The sequence below is a fragment of the Streptomyces tagetis genome (assembly GCF_018069565.1).
Lineage (GTDB): Bacteria > Actinomycetota > Actinomycetes > Streptomycetales > Streptomycetaceae > Streptomyces > Streptomyces tagetis.
In genome coordinates this window covers 335,356-355,140 of sequence record NZ_JAGPNL010000004.1, presented here as the reverse complement: position 1 = coordinate 355,140, position 19,785 = coordinate 335,356, and the positions used below count along the sequence as shown (strand labels likewise).

Below are 19,785 nucleotides of genomic sequence, written 5' to 3'. Positions count from 1 at the left end.
GGCTCACGCCTCGAACACCTCGCGCACGAGCTGCTCCTGCTCGGCCTGGTGCCGCTTGGCGGAACCGACGGCCGGGGACGAGCCGTGCGGACGCGAGATGCGACGCAGGCGCTCGCCGTGCGGGACGTCGGCGCCGACCGCCAGGTCCAGGTGGTCGATCAGGTTGAGCGCGATGAACGGCCAGGCACCCTGGTTCGCCGGCTCCTCCTGGGCCCACAGGTACTTCTCGGCGTTCGGGTACTTGGCGATCTCCGCCTGGAGCTCGGCACCCGGCAGCGGGTACAGGCGCTCGATGCGGATGATCGCCGTGTCCGTCACGCCGCGCTTCTTCCGCTCGGCGTCGAGGTCGTAGTAGACCTTGCCGGCGGTGAAGACGACCTTGCGGACCGCGGCCGGGTCCACCGACTCGTCGCCGATGACCGGGCGGAACTGACCCGTCGTGAACTCCTCCGCCTTCGAGGCCGCCGCCTTCAGGCGCAGCATCGACTTCGGGGTGAAGACCACCAGCGGCTTGTGGTGCGGGTTGTGCACCTGCCAGCGCAGGAGGTGGAAGTAGTTCGACGGCAGGGTCGGCATGGCGACCGTCATGTTGTTCTGCGCGCAGAGCTGGAGGAAGCGCTCCGGGCGGGCGGACGAGTGGTCCGGGCCCTGGCCCTCGTAGCCGTGCGGCAGCAGCAGCACGACGCCGCTGGTCTGGTTCCACTTCTGCTCGGCCGAGGAGACGAACTCGTCCACGACGGTCTGCGCGCCGTTGACGAAGTCGCCGAACTGGGCCTCCCACATGACGAGCGCGTCCGGGCGGGCCAGCGAGTAGCCGTACTCGAAGCCCATCGCCGCGTACTCGGAGAGCAGCGAGTTGTAGACGTTCAGGCGGGCCTGGTCCTCGGACAGGTACAGCAGCGGCGTGTGGTCCTGGCCGGTGTTGCGGTCGATGATGACCGCGTGCCGCTGGCCGAAGGTGCCGCGCTGGGAGTCCTGGCCGGCCAGGCGGACCGGCACGCCCTCCAGCAGCAGGGAGCCGATGGCGAGGGTCTCGCCCATGCCCCAGTCGATGGTGCCGTCCTCGACCATCGCCGCCCGGCGCTGGAGCTGCGGGAGCAGCCGCGGGTGGACGGTGATGTGGTCGGGGACGTTGACCTGCGACTCGGCGATCCGCTTGACGACCTCGCTGCTGACCGCGGTGGTCACGGCGACCGGGAACTCGGCCTGCGGGTCGGTGGACTCCACCGAGGAGGGCTGCGAGGTGGCCTCGCGGACCTCGGTGAAGACCTTCTCCAGTTGCCCCTGGTAGTCCTGGAGCGCCTGCTCGGCCTCCTCCAGGGTGATGTCGCCGCGACCGATGAGGGACTCGGTGTACAGCTTGCGCACCGAGCGCTTCTTGTCGATCAGGTCGTACATCAGCGGCTGGGTGAAGGCCGGGTTGTCCGACTCGTTGTGACCGCGGCGGCGGTAGCAGATGAGGTCGATCACCACGTCCTTGTTGAACGCCTGGCGGAACTCGAAGGCGAGCCGCGCGACGCGCACGACGGCCTCCGGGTCGTCGCCGTTCACGTGGAAGATCGGGGCCTCGATCATCCGGGCCACGTCCGTCGCGTACATGGAGGAGCGCGAGGACTCGGGCGCGGCGGTGAAGCCGACCTGGTTGTTGATGACGATGTGGACGGTGCCGCCGGTGCGGTAGCCGCGGAGCTGGGACATGTTCAGGGTCTCGGCCACCACGCCCTGGCCCGCGAAGGCCGCGTCGCCGTGGATCGCCACCGGCAGGACGGTGAAGTCCGTGCCGCCCTTGTTGATGATGTCCTGCTTGGCGCGCGCGACGCCCTCCAGGACCGGGTCCACCGCCTCCAGGTGCGAGGGGTTGGCCACCAGCGAGACGCTGATCTGGTCGCCGTCCAGGCCGGTGAAGGTGCCCTCGGCGCCCAGGTGGTACTTGACGTCGCCGGAGCCGTGCATCGACTTCGGGTCGAGGTTGCCCTCGAACTCGCGGAAGATCTGCGCGTACGACTTGCCGACCACGTTGGCCAGCACGTTGAGCCGGCCGCGGTGGGCCATGCCGATGACGACCTCGTCCAGCCGGGACTCGGCGGCCGAGTCCAGCACGGCGTCCAGCAGCGGGATGACGGACTCGCCGCCCTCCAGGGAGAAACGCTTCTGGCCGACGTACTTGGTCTGGAGGAAGGTCTCGAACGCCTCGGCCGCGTTGAGGCGGCGCAGGATGCGGAGCTGCTCCTCGCGCTCCAGGCTGGAGTGCGAGCGCTCCACGCGGTCCTGGATCCACTTGCGCTGCTTCGGGTCCTGGATGTGCATGAACTCGATGCCGGTGGTGCGGCAGTACGAGTCGCGCAGCACGCCGAGGATGTCGCGCAGCTTCATCATCACCTTGCCGGCGAAACCGCCGACGGCGAACTCGCGCTCCAGGTCCCACAGGGTGAGGCCGTGTTCGGTGATGTCCAGGTCGGGGTGCTTGCGCTGCTGGTACTCCAGCGGGTCGGTGTCGGCCATGACGTGGCCGCGGACCCGGTAGGAGTGGATCAGCTCGAAGACGCGGGCGGCCTTGGTGACGTCGTCGTCGTGGCTGGCGTCGATGTCCTTGAGCCAGCGGACCGGCTCGTAGGGGATGCGCAGCGCCTCGAAGATCTCGTCGTAGAAGCCGTTCTCGCCGAGCAGGAGGTTGGCGACCTGGCGCAGGAACTCGCCGGAGGCGGCGCCCTGGATGACCCGGTGGTCGTAGGTCGACGTCAGGGTCATGACCTTCGAGATGCCGAGCTTGTTCAGGGTGTCCTGGCTGGTGCCCTGGAACTCCGCCGGGTAGTCCATGGAGCCGACGCCCATGATGACGGACTGGCCGGGCATCAGGCGCGGCACGGAGTGGACGGTGCCGAGGCCGCCGGGGTTGGTCAGGGAGACCGTGACGCCGGTGAAGTCGTCCATCGTCAGCTTGCCGTCGCGGGCGCGGCGGACGATGTCCTCGTAGGCCTGCCAGAACTCGAAGAAGTTCAGCGTCTCGGCCTTCTTGATGGCCGCGACGACGAGCTGGCGGTCGCCGTTGGGCTTGACGAGGTCGATGGCGAGGCCGAGGTTGACGTGCGCCGGCTTGACCAGCGTCGGCTTGCCGTCCTTCTCGCCGAAGGAGTGGTTCATCGCCGGCATGGCCTTGATGGCCTGCACCATCGCGTAGCCGATCAGGTGCGTGAAGGAGATCTTCCCGCCCCGGGCGCGCTTGAGGTGGTTGTTGATGACGATGCGGTTGTCGAAGAGCAGCTTCACCGGGACCGCGCGCACGGACGTGGCCGTGGGCAGCTCCAGCGAGGCGTTCATGTTCTTCACGACCGCGGCGGACGGACCGCGCAGCGTCACGAACTCGGGGCCCTCGGGCGCCGTGGCGGGCTCGGCCTTCGCCGGCGCCTTGGCGGCGGGCTTGGGGGCCGGCTTCGCGGCGGGCGCGGCGGGCGGTGCCGCCGGAGCGGCGGGTGCCGCGGGGGCGGGCTGCGCCGGCTTCACGGGGGCGGGCCGCGGCGGGGCCGCGGGTGCCGCGGCGGCCGGGGCGGGAGCCTGCGCCGGGGTGGCCGGCGCGGCCTGCCGTGCGCCGTCGGCGCCGGCGGTGGCGACGCCCGACGCGGCCTGGGCGGCTGCCGCCCCCGGCTTGTAGTCGGCGAAGAAGTCCCACCAGGCACGATCCACGGAGTTCGGGTCCTGGAGGTACTGCTGATAGATCTCGTCGACGAGCCACTCGTTGGCACCGAAAGCCGCCGCGGGGTTCTTCCCCGCTTGGTCGGTTTCGGTGGAGATGCTCGAGTTACTGGGGGACTGTGGCGACACGGCGAGAACCGCCCTCTTCCGCTTCACAAGATGGTGGACAGCGGAAATCAAGGCTACGCCTCCCCGGCCCCGAAGGTCAGGCCAGGCCGTTCATCGTCGCGTAAGTCACACCTCAGACCGCGTTTCGGTGCGGGAAATGGCGGGAAACAAGCGTGGTTCCCTTGCGCGGGGGAAGGCGAAAGCGCGGCCCGGCGCCCCGACGGCGCGGGCCTGGACCTGATCACACGTGTCCGCCAGCGCGAATGTTCGTGGATCTTGATGTTCCGCTGCGAACCCTACGTCAACCTGTTGAGGACGAGACTCCCGGAAGAGTGATGAGAATCCGGCAGCCCCGTTCGGATTCGGCCACACCGATCCGGCCGCCGTGCAGATCCACCGCCCAGCGCGCGATCGCCAGGCCCAGCCCGGTGCCGCCGTCGCTGCCCGGACCGTGCGGCCGGGATACCGACCCCCGGTTGAACCGCTCGAAGACCCGGCGCCACTCCGAGCGCGGGATGCCCGGACCCTCGTCCATGACCTCCAGTTCGAGCGACTCGGGCTGGGCCCCGCGCCGGGCCCGGACGGTCACCCGGCCGTGCGGCGGGCTGTGCTTCACGGCGTTGTCGATGAGGTTGGCCACCACCTGGTGGATGCGCTCGGGGTCCGCGTGCGCCGTCAGGTCGGAGGGGAAGACGTCCAGGGCCAGGTGCACGTCGGTGCGGGTGTGGCTGCCGGAACCGGAGGCGATGGCGGCGCGCGCCGAGGCCACCATGTTGGCCTCCTTCAGCACGCCCGACAGATAGGGCCACACCTCGAAGCGCCGCTTGCGCAGCGGGACGACGCCGTTGTCCAGCCGGGAGAGGTCGAGCAGCGTCTCCACCAGCCGGCCGAGCCGCTCCGTCTGGCGCAGCGCCGTCCGCATGGTCTCCGGATCGGCCTCCGTGACCCCGTCGACGATGTTCTCCAGCACCGCGCGCAGGCCCGCGATGGGCGTGCGCAGTTCGTGCGAGACGTTCGCCACCAGCTCCTTGCGCTGGAGGTCCTCGGCCTCCAGGTCGTCCGCCATCCGGTTGATGGTGACGGCGAGGTCGCCCAGTTCGTCACGGCGGTTCTCGTGCACCCGGCGGGTGTAGTCGCCGTGCGAGATGGACCGGGCCACCGCGTTCATCTCGTCCAGCGGCGCGGTCAGCGAGTGCGCCACGAACTGCGTGATCAGCAGCGTGGCGATCATCGAGAAGACCGTGATGAAGCGCAGCTCCGTCTTGGTGTGCACGGCGATCACCGAGAGACCGGTGGTGATCAGCACCGACGTGACGACCAGAGCGCCCAGCTTGGTCTTGATCGAGAACGGGCGTACGCCGCCCCAGGGTTCCCCGGGGCTCCTCCGTGCGGCCTCCCGCCCCCGGCTCATGGCGCCGGCGTCTCCAGGGCGTAGCCCACGCCGTGCACGGTACGGATGCGCTCGGCGCCGATCTTGCGGCGCAGCGCCTTGATGTGGCTGTCCACGGTGCGGGTGCCCGAGGCGTCCGCCCAGTCCCACACCTCGGCCAGCAACTGCTCCCGGGAGAGCACGGCACGCGGGGTGTTGGCCAGGCACACCAGCAGGTCGAACTCGGTCGGCGTCAGGTGGACGTCCTCGCCGCGCACCCGCACCCGGCGCTGGGCGTGGTCGATCTCCAGCTCGCCCAGGCGCAGGATGCCGCTGCGCGGCGTCGTCGCGGCCAGCGCCGCCCGCTCCACGCGGCGCAGCAGGACGTGGACCCGGGCCGCCAGCTCGCGCATGGAGAAGGGCTTGGTCATGTAGTCGTCGGCGCCGACGCCGAGCCCGACCAGCATGTCCGTCTCGTCGTCACGGGCCGTGAGCATCAGCACCGGCACCGGGCGCTGGGCCTGCACCCGACGGCACACCTCCAGGCCGTCGAAACCGGGCAGCATGATGTCGAGGATCAGCAGGTCGGGCTGCCACGCCTCGGCCGTGTCGACGGCGGACGGACCGTCACCCGCCGTTTGCACCAGGAAACCCTCGGCGCGCAGACGGGTCGCGATGGCGTCCACGATCGTCTGGTCGTCCTCGACCACGAGCACCCGGCGCTGAGCGCCCTGAGCCGTCGCCGTGCCGTTGTGGGAGGTGTGTGTCTGCTCCATCGCCCGCCCCTGAGGTGTGCTTTCCGGAATCCGTGGGGTGATCCCATGACTGCGTCCGACGCGGTCGAAGCCGCGCCAGGGAAGCAGCGTACGGGGAGTCACCGCGGCTTTTCTATCCAGGCCCGACGGCGAGGTGGACGACGTCCGGAACGCCCCGGGCAACGGGGATCTCTTCGGTACGCACCTGCCGGAACCCGGCATTACGCAAGGTTTCTTCGAAATCCGGGGAGGGTCGCGCCGACCATACGGCGAGCACCCCGCCCGGCCTCAACACCCGGGCGCAGTCGGCCAGTCCGGCCGGCGTGTACAGCCCGTCGTTGCCCTCCGTGACGGTCCAGTCGGGGCCGTTGTCGATATCGAGGCAGAGCGCGTCGTACGTGGCGCACGTCTCACGCAGGTGGTCCACCAGATCGGCCTCGACGATCTCCGCGCGCGGGTCGGCGAGGGCGGCCTCGGAGACGGCGGAGAGGGGTCCGCCGTGGTGCCAGTCGACGATGGCCCGCTCGCGCTCGACCACCGCGATGCGGCCCCAGCGGGGGTCGGCGGCGGCGTGTGCGAGCGAGAATCCGACACCGAGCCCGCCGATGAGCAGATGCGGCGCGCTCCTCGCGCCGAGCGCCTCGGCCGCCGCGTCGACGAGCCGCCGCTCCGAGCGTCCGTCGGAGGTGTCCATCAGGAAGCAGCCGTTGGCGATGATCTGGAGCAGTGCCCCGTGGCGGCGCAGGACGACCTCGCCGTGCGGGCCCTCACGGCGGTCCAGTACTTCGGGAGGCTCGTAGGAGTCGGAGGTGAAGGGCATCGCTCCATCCTGGCAGGGAATGGACGCCCCTCCACCGGTGCTCCTCATAGTCATACGGAATGGTCATACGGATTTGCCGGTCGGGTGGAGCGACTGATAGAGGCACCTCCACTTGGGGGGATCGGGAGGAACTCGGACCAAAGGCCCCGTAACGGGTTCCCGTGGGGTCCGGGCGGCCCGTGATCGCTGCCGGCGAACACCCTCCGGGCCCGGGAACAATCACCGCCTCTCGTGCATTGAGTCGGCATAACTCAACTTGACTGCCGAAGGGGAGATCATGGCTGCTGAGTCCACTGCCTTCACACCGCTCACCCTGCCCGTGCTGCCGGTCGACGACGACGTCGTGCTGCCCGGGATGGTCGTCCCCCTGGACCTGAGCGACGCCGAGGTGCGCGCCGCGGTGGAGGCCGCCCAGGCCGCCGCCCGGTCCGAGCCCGGGAAGCCCCGCGTCCTGCTGGTGCCGAGGGTCGACGGGACCTACGCCCACACCGGCGTCCTCGGCACGGTCGAGCAGGTGGGCCGCCTCGCCGACGGAGACCCGGGCGCCCTGGTCCGCGGCCGGCACCGGGTGCGCATCGGCGCCGGCACCACCGGCCCCGGCGCCGCCCTGTGGGTCGAGTCCACCCGGGTGGAGGAGGAACTGCCCGACCCCCTGCCCGGACACGCCGCCGAACTCGTCACCGAGTACAAGGCGCTCGCCACCGCCTGGCTGCGCAAGCGCGGCGCCTGGCAGGTGGTGGACCGCGTGCAGGCCATCGACGACGTCTCCGCGCTCGCCGACAACTCCGGCTACTCGCCCTTCCTCACCACCGGGCAGAAGATCGAACTGCTGGAGACCGCCGACCCGGTGGCCCGGCTGCGGCTCGCCACCCGGCACCTGCGCGACCACCTCGCCGAACAGGACGTCGCCGAGACCATCGCCAAGGACGTCCAGGAGGGCGTCGACAAGCAGCAGCGCGAGTTCCTGCTTCGCCGCCAGCTCGAAGCGGTCCGCAAGGAACTGCGCGAACTCGACGGCGACCCGGGCGGCGAGGAGTCCGACGACTACCGCACCCGCGTCGAGGCCGCCGACCTGCCCGAGACGGTCCGCGAGGCCGCGCTCAAGGAGGTCGACAAGCTGGAGCGCTCCTCCGACCAGTCCCCGGAGGGCTCCTGGATCAGGACCTGGCTCGACACCGTCCTGGAGATGCCGTGGAACGAGCGGACCGAGGACGCCTACGACATCCGCGGCGCCCGCGCGGTCCTCGACGCCGAGCACTTCGGGCTGGACGACGTCAAGGAGCGGATCACCGAGTACCTGGCCGTGCGCAAGCGGCGCGGCGACCGGGGCCTCGGCGTCGTCGGCGGGCGGCGCGGGGGCGCCGTCCTCGCCCTGGTCGGACCGCCCGGCGTCGGCAAGACCAGCCTCGGCGAGTCCGTGGCCCACGCCATGGGCCGTTCCTTCGTACGGGTCGCCCTCGGCGGCGTCCGCGACGAGGCGGAGATCCGCGGCCACCGGCGCACCTACGTCGGCGCCCTGCCCGGCCGGATCGTCCGGGCGGTCAAGGAGGCCGGCTCGATGAACCCGGTCGTCCTGCTCGACGAGATCGACAAGGTCGGCTCCGACTTCCGCGGCGACCCGGCCGCGGCCCTGCTCGAAGTCCTCGACCCGGCCCAGAACCACACGTTCCGGGACCACTACCTGGAGGTCGAGCTGGACCTCTCCGACGTGGTCTTCCTGGCCACCGCCAACGTCCTCGAAGCGATCCCGGAGGCCCTGCTCGACCGGATGGAGCTGGTCCGCCTGGACGGCTACACCGAGGACGAGAAGGTCGTCATCGCCCGCGACCACCTGCTCCCGCGCCAACTGGAGCGGGCCGGGCTGGCGGCCGACGAGGTGCGCATCGAGGAGGAGGCGCTGCGCAGGCTGGCGGGCGAGTACACGCGCGAGGCCGGCGTGCGCAACCTGGAGCGGTCCATCGCACGGCTGCTGCGCAAGGTGGCGGCCCAGCACGAACTGGGCGAGCGGGAGCTGCCGTTCACCGTCGCCGAGGGCGAGCTGCGCGCTCTGATCGGCCGGCCGCACCACGTGCCCGAGTCCGCCCAGGACCCGGCCGAGCGGCGCACCTCCGTGCCGGGCGTGGCCACCGGCCTCGCCGTCACCGGCGCCGGCGGCGACGTGCTCTTCGTGGAGGCGTCCCTCGCCGACCCGGAGACCGGGGCCGCGGGGCTGACGCTCACCGGTCAGCTCGGCGACGTGATGAAGGAGTCGGCGCAGATCGCGCTGAGCTTCCTGCGCAGCCACGGCGCCGAACTGGAGCTGCCGGTGGCCGACCTGAAGGACCGGGGCGCGCACATCCACTTCCCGGCGGGCGCGGTGCCCAAGGACGGTCCGAGCGCGGGCATCACCATGACCACCGCCCTCGCCTCGCTGCTCTCGGGCCGGCTGGTCCGCACCGACGTGGCGATGACCGGCGAGGTCTCGCTGACCGGGCGGGTGCTGCCGGTCGGCGGGGTGAAGCAGAAGCTGCTCGCGGCGCACCGGGCGGGCGTCACCACGGTGATCATCCCCAAGCGCAACGAGCCCGACCTGGACGACGTCCCCGCCGAGGTGCTGGACACCCTCGACGTGCACGCCGTCACGGACGTCCGCCAGGTCCTGGAGCTGGCGCTGGCGCCGGCCACGGACGGCGCGGTGCCGGAGGTTCCGGTCGCGGCGTGACGGACGCGGCCGGAAGGAGGCGAGGGCCCGGCCCCCGGAAGAGGGTACGGGCCCTCGTCGTACGGGCCCTCGTCGTACGGGCCGCCGCAGGCGGGGGCGCCCGGCGTCGGGGCGTACCGGGAGATCCACAGGGGGCCGCCGGGGCGAGCCGGCGGGGCCGCCGGCGGGTGCTCGCGGCTGCCGATGGCCCGAGCCTGCGAAATACTTGCCGAGCTGCGGCGATGGCCGCCGATGGCGGAGAGTTTCCGCCCCGGGAAAACGAGGCAAGGGACTGACGTGCGCGAAGTGGGGAACTGCGAGGGCCGCGAGGCCGGGTCCGAGGAGCCCGCCAACGGTGTGGACCAGCCCGGGTTCCTGGCGCTGGAACGGGAGTTGACGCTCCTGCTGCGCCGGGCGCGGGCCAGCCAGGGCGAGATGGCCCGGGAGGTCCACCCCGACCTGGAACCCTCGGCCTACGGGCTGCTGGTCCGGCTCGGCGAGTGCGGCGGCCAGCGCGCCACCGAGCTGGCCGCGTACATCGGCGTCGGCAAGGCGACGATGTCCCGTCAGCTCCGGGCCCTGGAGGAGCTGGGGCTCGTCGCCCGCGAACCCGACCCCGCCGACGGCCGCGCCTGGCTGGTCACGCTCACCCCGGAGGGCCGGGACCGGGTCGGCAGGGTGCGCGAGGCCCGCCGCGCCCGCTACGCCCGCCGGCTCGCCGACTGGGACCCGCGCGAGGTGACGGAACTGGCCCGCCTGCTCCACGAACTCAACCGCAGCGTGGGCCGCTGACCGGGCGTCCCGGCCGGGCGGTCCGCCGCCCGGCGCGCGCTCACAGCTCCGTGTAGACGACCGTCGCGTCGTCGTGCCGCTTGGCGCGGCCGAGGAACCTGCGGCCGGTGTCGGCGCGTTCGAGCCAGCGGACCCGGTCGACCAGGGCCCGCGCGCCTTCCTCGCGCACCACCGCGAGGCAGTCCGGCCAGTCGCCCTCCCGGAAGGTCTCCACCCAGCGCGTCGCCCCGTCCGTCAGCGCCGCCAGCGCCCGCACCTCCGACCGGCGCAGCACCCCCGCCACCGCCCGCCGGGCGACCGCCGGGTCGGCCGCGGCCGTGAAGAAGCCGCCCTCCTTGTTGCGATAGGTGCCGTCCACCACCGCCTCCGAGGCCAGCGCGCCGCGCGGCAGCTTCTCCAGCCGGTCGTCGAGCAGCGCCGTGACGGTGCCGTCCGGCGCCTCGACCAGCAGCGCGGAGTCCGAGAGCACCAGGTATTCGACCGCCGCCGGCGACCAGCGGGCCAGGACCACGGTGGCCTGCGGGGTCCGTGGGTGAGAAAGGTCACAGGTTTCCGCGTGGGCCGCGGAGGTACGGGCGAGGGCACGGGACAGGATGCCGGCGAGGGGAACATCCGGGAGTGAAACGGTCAGTTCGGTCAGCGCGCCACCGAGGCGCGCGGTGAACCAGGGCACGGAATGCAGACACCCCGTCCCGGTTCGCGGCGGTGTCACGCCGTCCAGCACGACGAGCGCGCCGCCCTGTCCCGAGGCCGGTAGCCCGACACTGGCGAAGTCCTCGTTGGGGCGGTCGGGGAGGCCGGGTTCGGAGACGATTTCCGTGCGCATCCGGCCAGTCTGCACGACCCCTTCACAGAGTCCGCAAAAGGTCGGCATCCGCCCCGCGATCGGCCCGGCCACCCGTGCGGGGCGCCGGATTTGGGACGGATTGCCGCGCTCCACGGACCGGTGGCGGCACATAGTGCCACCGCCCGCCGCAGACGTCCAACCGGCTCACGGAGCGGTACGGTCGCACGAGCCACCGGGAACTTGCTCACCAACTCCCCTCCGGGGTTCACTCCTTCGGGTGGCGGGTCAGGTGATGCGCGCCCACCGCCCACCCTCACTGGGAGGGTCGGGAACCGGTGGGGGGCCTGCCCTGCTCACGCGGTCTCCCCGCCCGACGCTCGGTCGGCGGCGGGGGAGCGGCCCGGAGCTGGGGAAAGGGTGCACGCGCCGGCCGGCCAGTTGACGGAGCGCCACCCGGGCCCACGGGTACACGAGTCAGGAATGCGAGCACCGGTGCAGAAGACGCGGCCTCGTCGTACAGGCAAGCAGACGGCTCCCGCGGGGAACGCGGAGCCGGCCCCCGGCACCACCGCCCCGGCGGCCCCCGTCGGCAAGGGCCGCCCCACCCGGGTACGCAACCGCCTCATCGTCGCCGTGGCGGTCGTCGCCGCGGCCGTCGCCGGCGCGGGGGCCCCCTCGGTGATCGCCGCCTCGGCGCAACTGCACGACACCCAGGAGCTGGTGACGCTCGCCGAGCGGACCCAGAACGCGCTGGCCCTCGCCCACGCCCTGGCCGACGAGCGCGACGAGGTCACCCCCTACATCGCGGCCGGCCGCCCCCGGTCCAAGGCCCCCTCCGAGCAGCGCGGCGCCCGCGTCGACCGGCAGGTCGAGGAGTTGCGCGCCGACAGCGGCACGCCCGCCTCCCTGCGCGAGGACCTGGACGCCATCGCCTCGCTGCGCCGCTCCGCCCTCACCGGCAAGAGCACCGCGCTGGAGGCGCACGAGGCGTACACCGAGGCGATCGGCGAACTCCACGCCCTCGCCGAGGAACTGGCCGAGCAGTCGCCGCCCCGCGCGGGCTCCGGCGCGTACGCCCTCGCCGAACTGGACACCGCCGTCCAGCAGGCCGCCGCCACCCGGGGTCTGCTCCTCGCCGCCTTCGGCGTGCCCAGCACCACCCAGACCGTCATCGACCCGATCACCGGCCTGCCCACCCAGTCCGTCGGCTCCACCGCCGAGGACACCGAGCGGCGCGACGCGCTCACCGCCGCCGCCCAGCAGGCCCGGGTCCGCTCCGACGCCGCGCTCGCCGGTTTCCGCGAGCGGGCCGCCGAGCCGGCCCGGCAGAGCTACGACACCACGGTCTCCGGACCCGAGGTCAACGCCGCCGAGAAGTACCTCGCGGCCCTCACCGACGAGCCGTCCCTCTCCGACGAGGACCTCGCCACCAGCGTCAAGAAGCTGGACGCCGCGCTCTCCGCCCGTATCGACGCCATGCGCGGCGCCGAGTCCGCCCTCTACGAGCGGCGCACCACCGCTCTGGAGACCCTGCGCGACGACGACGTCACCGCGCTGGAGATCCGCATCGCCGCCCTCGGCGCCGTCGTGCTGCTCGCGGTCGGCATCACCACCGCGCTGGCCCGCTCCCTCACCCGGCCGCTGTCGGTGCTGCGCCGAGGCTCGGCCCGGCTCGCCCAGGCGGAGGACCCGGCCGCCCAGGAGCCCATCGCCTTCACCGGCCGCAACGACGAGTTCGCCCAGGCCGTCCGCTCCGTCAACGCCCTGCACGCGCAGGCCGTCGCCCTCGCCGAGCGGGTCACCACCCTGGAGGCCGACCGCAAGCACCTGGTCGGCCAGCGCCAGAAGATGGCCGACGCCCGCGAGGAGCTGCGCACCGAACTCGCCGACTCCGCCGCCCGGCTGGACGTCGTGCGCAAGAGCATCGGCGGCACCTTCGTCAACCTCGCCCTGCGCACCCTCGGCCTGGTGGAGCGTCAGCTCGCCGTCATCGAGTCCCTGGAGGAGCGCGAGCAGGACCCGGACCGGCTCGCCACCCTCTTCAAGCTCGACCACTTCGCCACGGTCATGCGCCGGCACAGCGAGAACCTGCTCGTGCTGGCCGGCACCGAGCACGTCCAGCACAGCGCCGGACCGGTGCCGCTGGTCGACGTCGTCCGCGCCGCCGTCAGCGAGATCGAGCGGTACGAGCGGGTCCGCATCGCCGCGCTGCCGCCCCACGCGCACGTGGCCGGCTTCGCCGCCGACGACCTCTCGCACCTGCTCGCCGAGCTGATGGAGAACGCCACCTCCTTCTCCCCGCCGGACCTGCCCGTCGAGGTCTCCGGCTGGCTGCTGGAGAACGGCGAGGTGATGCTCTCCGTCCAGGACGAGGGCATCGGCATGACCACCGAGCGGCTCCAGCGCCTCAACGGCCGCCTCACCGACTTCGACCCGGAGGCGCCGTACGACCAGGAGGGCGAGGACGGTCTCGGCCTCGGCCTGTACGTGGTGGCCCGGCTCGCCCACCGGCACGGTGCGCGGGTACGGCTGCGGGAGCAGAAGCAGGGCGGTGTCGCCTCCGTCGTGGTCCTGCCGGAGGCGCTGCTCGCGCCCTCGCCCCCCGCCGCCGTCGCCCCCGCCGCCGCGCCCCCGGCCGACGGTGCCACCGTCGTGCTGCCCGGCGCCGACGCCGAGGCCAACTCCAACGTCCTGCACGGCCGTACCGAGTCCGACGCCGACCCGCTGGTCGCCTCGGCGGAGCGGGCCGTACGCCGGGAGGAGGCGGAGTCCGCCGACACCGCGACGGACGCCGACGCCGACGCCGACGCGGGCACCGACGCCGGGAGCGACGAGACGGCCGCCACCCCGGCCGCCCGCCCCGCCGACGAGTCCCCGGAGCCCGAGGCGCCCGCCGCCGAGGCCCCGGCCCCCGCCGCCGAGGCCCCCGCCCCGGCAAAGGCCCCCGCCCCGGCAAAGGCCCCCCGGCCCCCCGCCGCCCGGGACCTCCCCGACGACACGACGATGGCCCTCCTGCTCCCCGCGCCCTCCCCGGCACCGGACGACGAGCCGGCCCCGGCCGCGCGGACCCCCCGGGACGCGACCGCCCCCGAGGGCGACGCCCCCACGAGCGACGCCGCCCAGGCCGGCGCCCCGACGGCCGGCGCCCCCGACGCGGGCGGCGAACCGGCCCGCGAGCACGACCCGGAGCGCTCCCCGGCCACCGCCACCACCGTCACCGCGCCCGCGCCCGCACCCGACGGGACCGCGCCCGCCGAGGACGGCGCCCGCACCCGCACCGAGGCACCGGCCCCCGCCCGCGTGCCCGCCCAGGCGCAGGCCCCGGCGCCCGAGACCGAGACCACCACCCGGGAGACCACCGCGGCGGCCTCCGCCCCCGAGTCCCGCGGCTCCCGGCCCGACGGCCCCTACGCCATCGGCCCCGACGCCCACGAACGCACCCCGGACGAGGGCGCGGAACCGGACGACGATCCCGTCACCGACAAGGGACTGCCCAAGCGGACTCCGAAGATCAGCGCGCCCGCGGCGGCTCCCACGCCCCGCACGGGCTCCCTGGACGCCGAGTCGCTCCGCCGCCGTCTGGGCGGCTTCCGCCGGGGGGCGGAGGCCGGGCGGCGCGACGTCGAGGCGGAGATCGCCGACGAAACGGCCCAGAACCGGGCGCCGGACGCCGAGGCCGGCACGACCGAAGAAGCCATGGGGGGCACTGTCGAGGAGGCAAGCAGTTGACCGCTCCCAGTACCTTCGGACTGAGCAGTGAGGCCCGCAATCTCCACTGGCTGCTGACCAACCTGGTGGAGGAGGTGCCCGGCATCGTCTCGGTGGCGGTGGTCTCCTCCGACGGCCTGCTGCTGCTCTCCTCCGACCCGGACCGCAACGAGGAGGCCCGGACCAAAGAGACCGGAAAGCCCAGCGGACCGCGCGGCTCCGCGGCCGACCTCGCCACCGTCGTCTCCGGCGTGGGCAGCCTGACCGTCGGCGCGGCCCGGCTCATGGAGTACGGCAACGTCAAGCACACCATGGTCGCCATGGACGAGGGCAGCCTGTTCGTCATGTCCATCAGCGACGGCTCGCTGCTCGGCGTGCACGGCGCTGCGGACTGCGACATGAGCGTCATCGCGTACCACATGGCCCTCTTCGTCGGACGCGCCGGGCACGTCCTGACTCCCGAACTCCGCAGCGAGCTGCGCCAGTCCCTGGAGTCCGAGCCCACCGGGAGTGGCCGATGAGCAAGGGACCGAAAGACCGCAAACAGCTCCCCACCCGGGGCGCGGACCGCAAGCCCGCCCGCGTCCGCCCCTACTCGCTCACCGGCGGACGCACCCGCTTCGGCCACGTCCTGCTCGTCGAGACCTTCGTCGGCGCCACCGCGGGCACCGCGGCGCTCGAAGCCGCCGAGGAGCGCAAGGAACTGACCGGGGGAGACCCCGCCGCGCTCGGCGCCGGCCGGCTCAGCTCCCGGGTCATGCCCGAGATGCGGGCCATCGTCGAACTCTGCCGCCGGATGCGAACGGTGGCCGAGATCGCCGCGCTGCTGAAGATGCCGCTCGGCGTGGTCCGCGTGCTCATCAGCGATCTGGCGGACCAGGGAAAGATCCGTGTGTACGGCACGGGCACCGGACACGGCACCGGCCGTCCGGACCGCGCTCTGCTCGAAAGGGTGCTCAGTGGACTCCGTCGTCTCTGACGTCGCCGGCTCCGGCGGCTCCTCGTTCGTCGAGCCCGACGAGCCCGTGCGGCCCTGGCAGACCGACCGCACCCGGGCCCCGATCGCCACCAAGATCGTGGTCGCGGGCGGGTTCGGCGTCGGCAAGACCACGCTGGTCACCGCCGTCTCGGAGATCACGCCCCTGCAGACCGAGGCGCTGATGACCCAGGCGAGCGAGGAGACCGACGACCTCACCGCCACGCCGGGCAAGACCACCACCACCGTGGCCATGGACTTCGGCCGCATCACGCTCGACGACGACCTGGTGCTCTACCTGTTCGGCACCCCGGGCCAGCAGCGCTTCTGGTTCATGTGGGACGACCTGGTGCGCGGCGCCATCGGCGCCGTCGTCATGGCCGACACCCGCCGCCTGAAGGACTGCTTCCCCGCGCTCGACTACTTCGAGAGCTGCGGACTGCCGTACGTCGTCGCGGTCAACCACTTCGACGGGAGCGAGGTGTACGAGGTGGAGGACGTCCGCGAGGCCCTGACGATCCCGGCGCACATCCCAGTCATGATCATGGACGCGCGCCGCCGGATCTCGGCCATCGAGACCCTCCTGTCCCTCGTGGGCCACGCGCTCGACGAAACACCCGAGTAGGAGACGTAACCCCGCATGCGGAAGATACTCGTCGTCGGAGCCGGACAGTCCGGCCTCCAGCTCGCCCTCGGCCTCCAGTCGCACGGGTACGAGGTCACCCTGATGTCGAACCGGACGGCGGACGAGATCCGCACCGGCCGGGTCATGTCGACGCAGTGCATGTTCCACACCGCCCTCCAGCACGAGCGCGACCTCCAGCTCGACTTCTGGGAGTCCCAGGCCCCGAAGATCCGCGGACTCGGCATCTCGGTGGCGGTGCCCGGCTCCCACGACCCGGGCCCCTCGCAGCGCGCCATCGACTGGCTGGGCCGGCTCGACGGCTTCGCCCAGTCGGTCGACCAGCGGGTCAAGATGGCCGGCTGGATGGAGACCTTCGCCCAGCGCGGCGGCCAACTGGTCATCCACGGCGTGGCCGTCGGCGACCTGGACTACTTCTCCCGCGCCTACGACCTCGTCCTGATCGCCGCCGGCAAGGGCGAACTGGTCCAGATGTTCGGCCGGGACGCCTCCCGCTCCCCGTACTCCGCGCCGCAGCGCGCCCTCTCCGTCGCCTACGTGCACGGGATGGCGCCGCGCCCGGAGCACCCGGACACCGAGGCCGTCCGCTGCAACCTGGTGCCCGGTGTCGGCGAGATGTTCATCATGCCGACCGTCACCACCTCCGGCCGCGCCGACATCCTGTTCTGGGAGGGGATACCCGGCGGCCCGCTCGACGCCTTCAAGGACGTCAAGGACCCGGCGGAACACCTCTCCCTGACCCTGGAACTCATGGAGCGGTTCCTCCCCTGGGAGTACGCGCGGGCCACCAAGGTCGAGCTGACCGACGCCGGCGGCACCCTCGCCGGCCGCTACGCCCCCACCGTGCGCCGGCCGGTCGGCCGGCTGCCCGGCGGCGGAGCCGTCCTCGGCGTCGCCGACGTGGTCGTCGCCAACGACCCGATCACCGGCCAGGGCTCCAACTCCGCCTCCAAGTGCGCCGCCTCCTACCTCGCCTCCATCCTGGAACACGGCGACCGGCCGTTCGACGAGGCGTGGATGCAGCAGACCTTCGACCGCTACTGGGAGACGGCCCGGCACGTCACCAAGTGGACGAACACCATGCTGGCCCCGCCGCCCCCGCACCTCCTCGAACTCCTCGGCGCGGCCGGGCGGCACCAGCGGATCGCGGACCGCTTCGCCAACTGCTTCGACGACCCGTCCGACCTGGAGAACTTCTTCTTCGACCCGGACCGCAACGCGGCCTACCTCAAGGAGGTCGCCGAGGCCGCCGGCGCCTGAGCGGAGCCGTACCCCGCGTCGGAGCCGTCCGCCGCACCGGCGGGCAGCTCCGGCGGCGCGTACGCCCCGAGCGGCCGGGCGCCCGGATCGGGCCGTACGGCGCCCAGCACCGGGTTGGCCGCGATCGGCGACACCTTCACCCGGGCGCCCGGCCGCGGGGCCTGCACCACCAGCCCGTCGCCGAGGTAGAGCGCCACGTGGGTGGCCTCGGGGAAGTAGACGACGAGGTCGCCGGGGCGCAGCTCGCCGAGCGGGACGCGCTCCAGGCGGGCCCACTGCTCCTGGCTGGTCCGCGGGATCGGCGTGCCCGCCCGCTGCCACGCCCGCGCGGTCAGGCCCGAGCAGTCGTAGGACGCCGGGCCCTCCGCGCCCCACTCGTAGGGCTTGCCGAGCTGGTCCACCGCGAAGCGCACCGCCCGTTCGCCCTCGGCGGAGGGCGTGCCGCCGGTGCCGATCGCGCCGGAGGCGAGGAAGCGTTCCTGCGAGGCCCGCTCGCCCTCGCCCTCCAGGGCGGACAGGGCGGCGATCTGGTCGGGGCTGAGGGAGGCGAGGAGTTCCTCGACGGCGCCGAGCCGCCGCCGTACGCCGTCGCGCTGCTCCTTCTGCCGTTCGGCGAGGGCGGCCTCGGCGGCCAGCGCCTCGTGCGCCCGGCGGGCGAGCCCGTCGGCCCTGCGTTCCGCCCCGGTGACCCGGCCCACCGCCGTGGCCCGCTGCGCCGCCAGCCGGCCGATGACGTGTCCCTGGTCGAGGGCGCGGCGGGCGTCGGGGGCGAGCAGCAGCCCGAGGTAGGGGGAGAGTCCGGTGCCGCTCTCCCGGTACTGCGCGCGGGCGAGGCGTCCGGCCGCGCCGCGGCTGTCGCTCAGGGTACGGCGGCTGCGGGCGAGTTCGCCGTCGAGGCGCCGTACCTCGGCCTGGCGGCGGCGCAGCAGCTCGCGGGTGCCGTTGTACTCCTCGGTGGCCTTCTCGGCGTCCCGGTACAGCCGCTGAAGGTCCGTCAGCAGCTCGGCCGCGGAGCGCGCGGGCGCGGGCTCGGCCGCGGCGGGCAGGGGCGCGAGGGCGGCGCCGGCGGCCACCGCCGCGGCGCAGACCAGGCGCAGCAGTCTTCCTGACACGTCATCACCTCCCGTACGGGGCGGCCGGTCCGCTCCGCAGGGCGAGCATGGGGCGTGTCCGCGCGGTCCGCGCGCGGGGTGTGCGCGGTTCGGCGCAACCTCGTCACCCGTGGGTGGCGTCCGGCTTGCCGCCCGGCGCGGCGCCACCGCCGCCGCCCGGTTTCGACCAGGGCCACCTCGGGCGGGAGCGCGGGCCGCCCTCGGGGTCGTGGACGTACTTCCAGCGGGCGAAGCCGAGCCGGGGGCCGGTGCGCGGCTCGCGCCGGTAGACCAGCACCGTCGGGGGGCCGCCGTCCGGGTCGGGCACGGGGATGCGGTAGGTCTTCGGCGGGTGCCCGGTCATGCCGGTCAGCACGGGCAGCACCCGGCCGTCCATGGGGCCGCCCTCGAAGGGGGTGTCCTGGCTCTTCACCCGACCAGTGTCAGGCATCCGCCGCGAGCGTCCCGACCAGCGTGGCGGTCTGCGGGTCGCGGCGGGCGGTGACGGAGAGCACGGCGAGGAACTGCTCGACGAGCCAGTCCCGCAACTCGTCCACCGGCGGCTGCTTGCCCTCGTCGAGCCAGATCAGGGAGGCCGCCTCCACCGCGGTGATCCACATCCGGACGGTCATCCGCAGCCGGGGCCCGGGGTCGGCGACGTCCAGGTGGCGCATGATGTGGTCGGCGGCGGCCCGCCGCACGCCGTCCACGATCGCGGTGGTACGGGAGGTCTCGGCGACGCTGCCGCCGCGCAGCAGGGCGCTGAAGCCGGTGTCGTGCCCGTCGACGAAGGCGAGGTAGCGGTCGAGCGCCCGGGAGAGCCGGGTGAGCAGCGGGCCCTCGCGCGGTTCGTCGAAGCAGAGGCGCAGCTCGTCGGCGGCCGAGCGGAGCGCGGCCTCGTAGAGCTGCTGCTTGCCGCCGGGGAAGTAGCGGTAGACCAGCGGGCGGGAGACGCCTGCCTGCTCGGCCACGTCGTCGAGGGTGACCTCCTCGGGCGCCCGGTGGGCGAAGAGGGCGAGGGCGGCGTCGAGGAGCTGGTTGCGGCGCTCCTCGACGCCGAGCCGTCGGTAGGCGGGGGTGGCGGCCTGCGGGGTCATGCCCCGCAG

At 73.2% G+C, this 19,785-nt stretch carries 15 protein-coding genes; 7 read left to right on the top strand and 8 right to left on the bottom strand.

Translation table 11 applies throughout. The features are described from left to right. Nucleotides 1-3: 3 nt before the first annotated feature. From J5Y05_RS17295 to J5Y05_RS17280, 4 genes are all read right to left on the bottom strand, one after another. Nucleotides 4-3,819, bottom strand: a complete 3,816-nt coding sequence (locus tag J5Y05_RS17295) for a multifunctional oxoglutarate decarboxylase/oxoglutarate dehydrogenase thiamine pyrophosphate-binding subunit/dihydrolipoyllysine-residue succinyltransferase subunit (protein ID WP_210873358.1) — start codon at nucleotides 3,817-3,819, stop codon at nucleotides 4-6. A 280-nt stretch (nucleotides 3,820-4,099) separates the two neighbouring features. Then, a complete protein-coding gene (locus J5Y05_RS17290; RefSeq protein WP_210873356.1) occupies nucleotides 4,100-5,209 on the bottom strand; it encodes a HAMP domain-containing sensor histidine kinase in 1,110 nt (369 codons plus the stop codon). Next, nucleotides 5,206-5,943 carry a response regulator transcription factor gene (locus J5Y05_RS17285; protein ID WP_030421008.1) on the bottom strand — a complete coding sequence of 246 codons (738 nt, stop codon included), beginning with the start codon at nucleotides 5,941-5,943 and terminating at the stop codon, nucleotides 5,206-5,208. The genes J5Y05_RS17290 and J5Y05_RS17285 overlap by 4 nt, the downstream gene beginning before the upstream one ends. A gap of 112 nt (nucleotides 5,944-6,055) precedes the next feature. Then, on the bottom strand, nucleotides 6,056-6,742 hold the full coding sequence (locus tag J5Y05_RS17280; protein WP_210873354.1) for a spermidine synthase family protein: 687 nt from the start codon (nucleotides 6,740-6,742) through the stop codon (nucleotides 6,056-6,058). Between the two features lie 277 nt (nucleotides 6,743-7,019). Here J5Y05_RS17280 and lon point away from each other — a divergent pair, with 277 nt between their 5' ends. After that, nucleotides 7,020-9,443, top strand: coding sequence for an endopeptidase La (lon, locus tag J5Y05_RS17275; protein WP_210873352.1), 2,424 nt, complete (start codon nucleotides 7,020-7,022; stop codon nucleotides 9,441-9,443). 276 nt (nucleotides 9,444-9,719) lie between these two features. After that, entirely contained in the window at nucleotides 9,720-10,214 is a 495-nt protein-coding gene (locus J5Y05_RS17270; RefSeq protein ID WP_210873350.1) for a MarR family winged helix-turn-helix transcriptional regulator, read from the top strand. 40 nt (nucleotides 10,215-10,254) lie between these two features. On the opposite strand, the gene J5Y05_RS17265 is transcribed toward J5Y05_RS17270, so the two are convergent. After that, on the bottom strand, nucleotides 10,255-11,040 hold the full coding sequence (locus tag J5Y05_RS17265) for a protein phosphatase 2C domain-containing protein (protein WP_210873348.1): 786 nt from the start codon (nucleotides 11,038-11,040) through the stop codon (nucleotides 10,255-10,257). A 441-nt stretch (nucleotides 11,041-11,481) separates the two neighbouring features. Here J5Y05_RS17265 and J5Y05_RS17260 point away from each other — a divergent pair, with 441 nt between their 5' ends. From J5Y05_RS17260 to J5Y05_RS17240, 5 genes are read left to right on the top strand one after another with little or no spacing between them, the layout of a single operon-like run. Continuing rightward, nucleotides 11,482-14,730 carry a sensor histidine kinase gene (locus J5Y05_RS17260; RefSeq protein ID WP_210873346.1) on the top strand — a complete coding sequence of 1,083 codons (3,249 nt, stop codon included), beginning with the start codon at nucleotides 11,482-11,484 and terminating at the stop codon, nucleotides 14,728-14,730. Further along, complete coding sequence (locus J5Y05_RS17255) at nucleotides 14,727-15,230, top strand: roadblock/LC7 domain-containing protein (RefSeq protein WP_210873344.1); 504 nt, start codon at nucleotides 14,727-14,729, stop codon at nucleotides 15,228-15,230. The genes J5Y05_RS17260 and J5Y05_RS17255 overlap by 4 nt, the downstream gene beginning before the upstream one ends. Continuing rightward, complete coding sequence (locus J5Y05_RS17250) at nucleotides 15,227-15,688, top strand: DUF742 domain-containing protein (RefSeq protein ID WP_210873342.1); 462 nt, start codon at nucleotides 15,227-15,229, stop codon at nucleotides 15,686-15,688. Before J5Y05_RS17255 ends, J5Y05_RS17250 begins: the two co-directional genes overlap by 4 nt. Continuing rightward, the gene (locus tag J5Y05_RS17245; protein ID WP_210873340.1) at nucleotides 15,669-16,310 is read left to right on the top strand and encodes a GTP-binding protein; all 642 of its coding nucleotides are present in this window, start codon (nucleotides 15,669-15,671) and stop codon (nucleotides 16,308-16,310) included. The genes J5Y05_RS17250 and J5Y05_RS17245 overlap by 20 nt, the downstream gene beginning before the upstream one ends. 15 nt (nucleotides 16,311-16,325) lie before the next feature. Continuing rightward, nucleotides 16,326-17,588, top strand: coding sequence for a styrene monooxygenase/indole monooxygenase family protein (locus tag J5Y05_RS17240; RefSeq protein ID WP_210873338.1), 1,263 nt, complete (start codon nucleotides 16,326-16,328; stop codon nucleotides 17,586-17,588). Here J5Y05_RS17240 and J5Y05_RS17235 read toward each other — a convergent pair. From J5Y05_RS17235 to J5Y05_RS17225, 3 genes are all read right to left on the bottom strand, one after another. Next, the gene (locus tag J5Y05_RS17235) at nucleotides 17,552-18,700 is read right to left on the bottom strand and encodes a C40 family peptidase (RefSeq protein WP_210873336.1); all 1,149 of its coding nucleotides are present in this window, start codon (nucleotides 18,698-18,700) and stop codon (nucleotides 17,552-17,554) included. The genes J5Y05_RS17240 and J5Y05_RS17235 overlap by 37 nt on opposite strands. Before the next feature lie 103 nt (nucleotides 18,701-18,803). After that, nucleotides 18,804-19,112 carry a DUF8847 domain-containing protein gene (locus J5Y05_RS17230; RefSeq protein ID WP_210873780.1) on the bottom strand — a complete coding sequence of 103 codons (309 nt, stop codon included), beginning with the start codon at nucleotides 19,110-19,112 and terminating at the stop codon, nucleotides 18,804-18,806. 10 nt (nucleotides 19,113-19,122) lie between these two features. Beyond that, on the bottom strand, nucleotides 19,123-19,776 hold the full coding sequence (locus tag J5Y05_RS17225; RefSeq protein ID WP_210873334.1) for a TetR/AcrR family transcriptional regulator: 654 nt from the start codon (nucleotides 19,774-19,776) through the stop codon (nucleotides 19,123-19,125). Nucleotides 19,777-19,785: the final 9 nt, after the last annotated feature.

Coding starts and splice junctions, on each gene's coding strand:
- J5Y05_RS17290 (WP_210873356.1), bottom strand. CDS start 5,209: ATGAGCCGGGGGCGGGAGGCCGCACGGAGGAGCCCCGGGGAACCCTGG.
- J5Y05_RS17285 (WP_030421008.1), bottom strand. CDS start 5,943: ATGGAGCAGACACACACCTCCCACAACGGCACGGCGACGGCTCAGGGC.
- J5Y05_RS17280 (WP_210873354.1), bottom strand. CDS start 6,742: ATGCCCTTCACCTCCGACTCCTACGAGCCTCCCGAAGTACTGGACCGC.
- lon (WP_210873352.1), top strand. CDS start 7,020: ATGGCTGCTGAGTCCACTGCCTTCACACCGCTCACCCTGCCCGTGCTG.
- J5Y05_RS17265 (WP_210873348.1), bottom strand. CDS start 11,040: ATGCGCACGGAAATCGTCTCCGAACCCGGCCTCCCCGACCGCCCCAAC.
- J5Y05_RS17260 (WP_210873346.1), top strand. CDS start 11,482: ATGCGAGCACCGGTGCAGAAGACGCGGCCTCGTCGTACAGGCAAGCAG.
- J5Y05_RS17250 (WP_210873342.1), top strand. CDS start 15,227: ATGAGCAAGGGACCGAAAGACCGCAAACAGCTCCCCACCCGGGGCGCG.
- J5Y05_RS17240 (WP_210873338.1), top strand. CDS start 16,326: ATGCGGAAGATACTCGTCGTCGGAGCCGGACAGTCCGGCCTCCAGCTC.
- J5Y05_RS17225 (WP_210873334.1), bottom strand. CDS start 19,776: ATGACCCCGCAGGCCGCCACCCCCGCCTACCGACGGCTCGGCGTCGAG.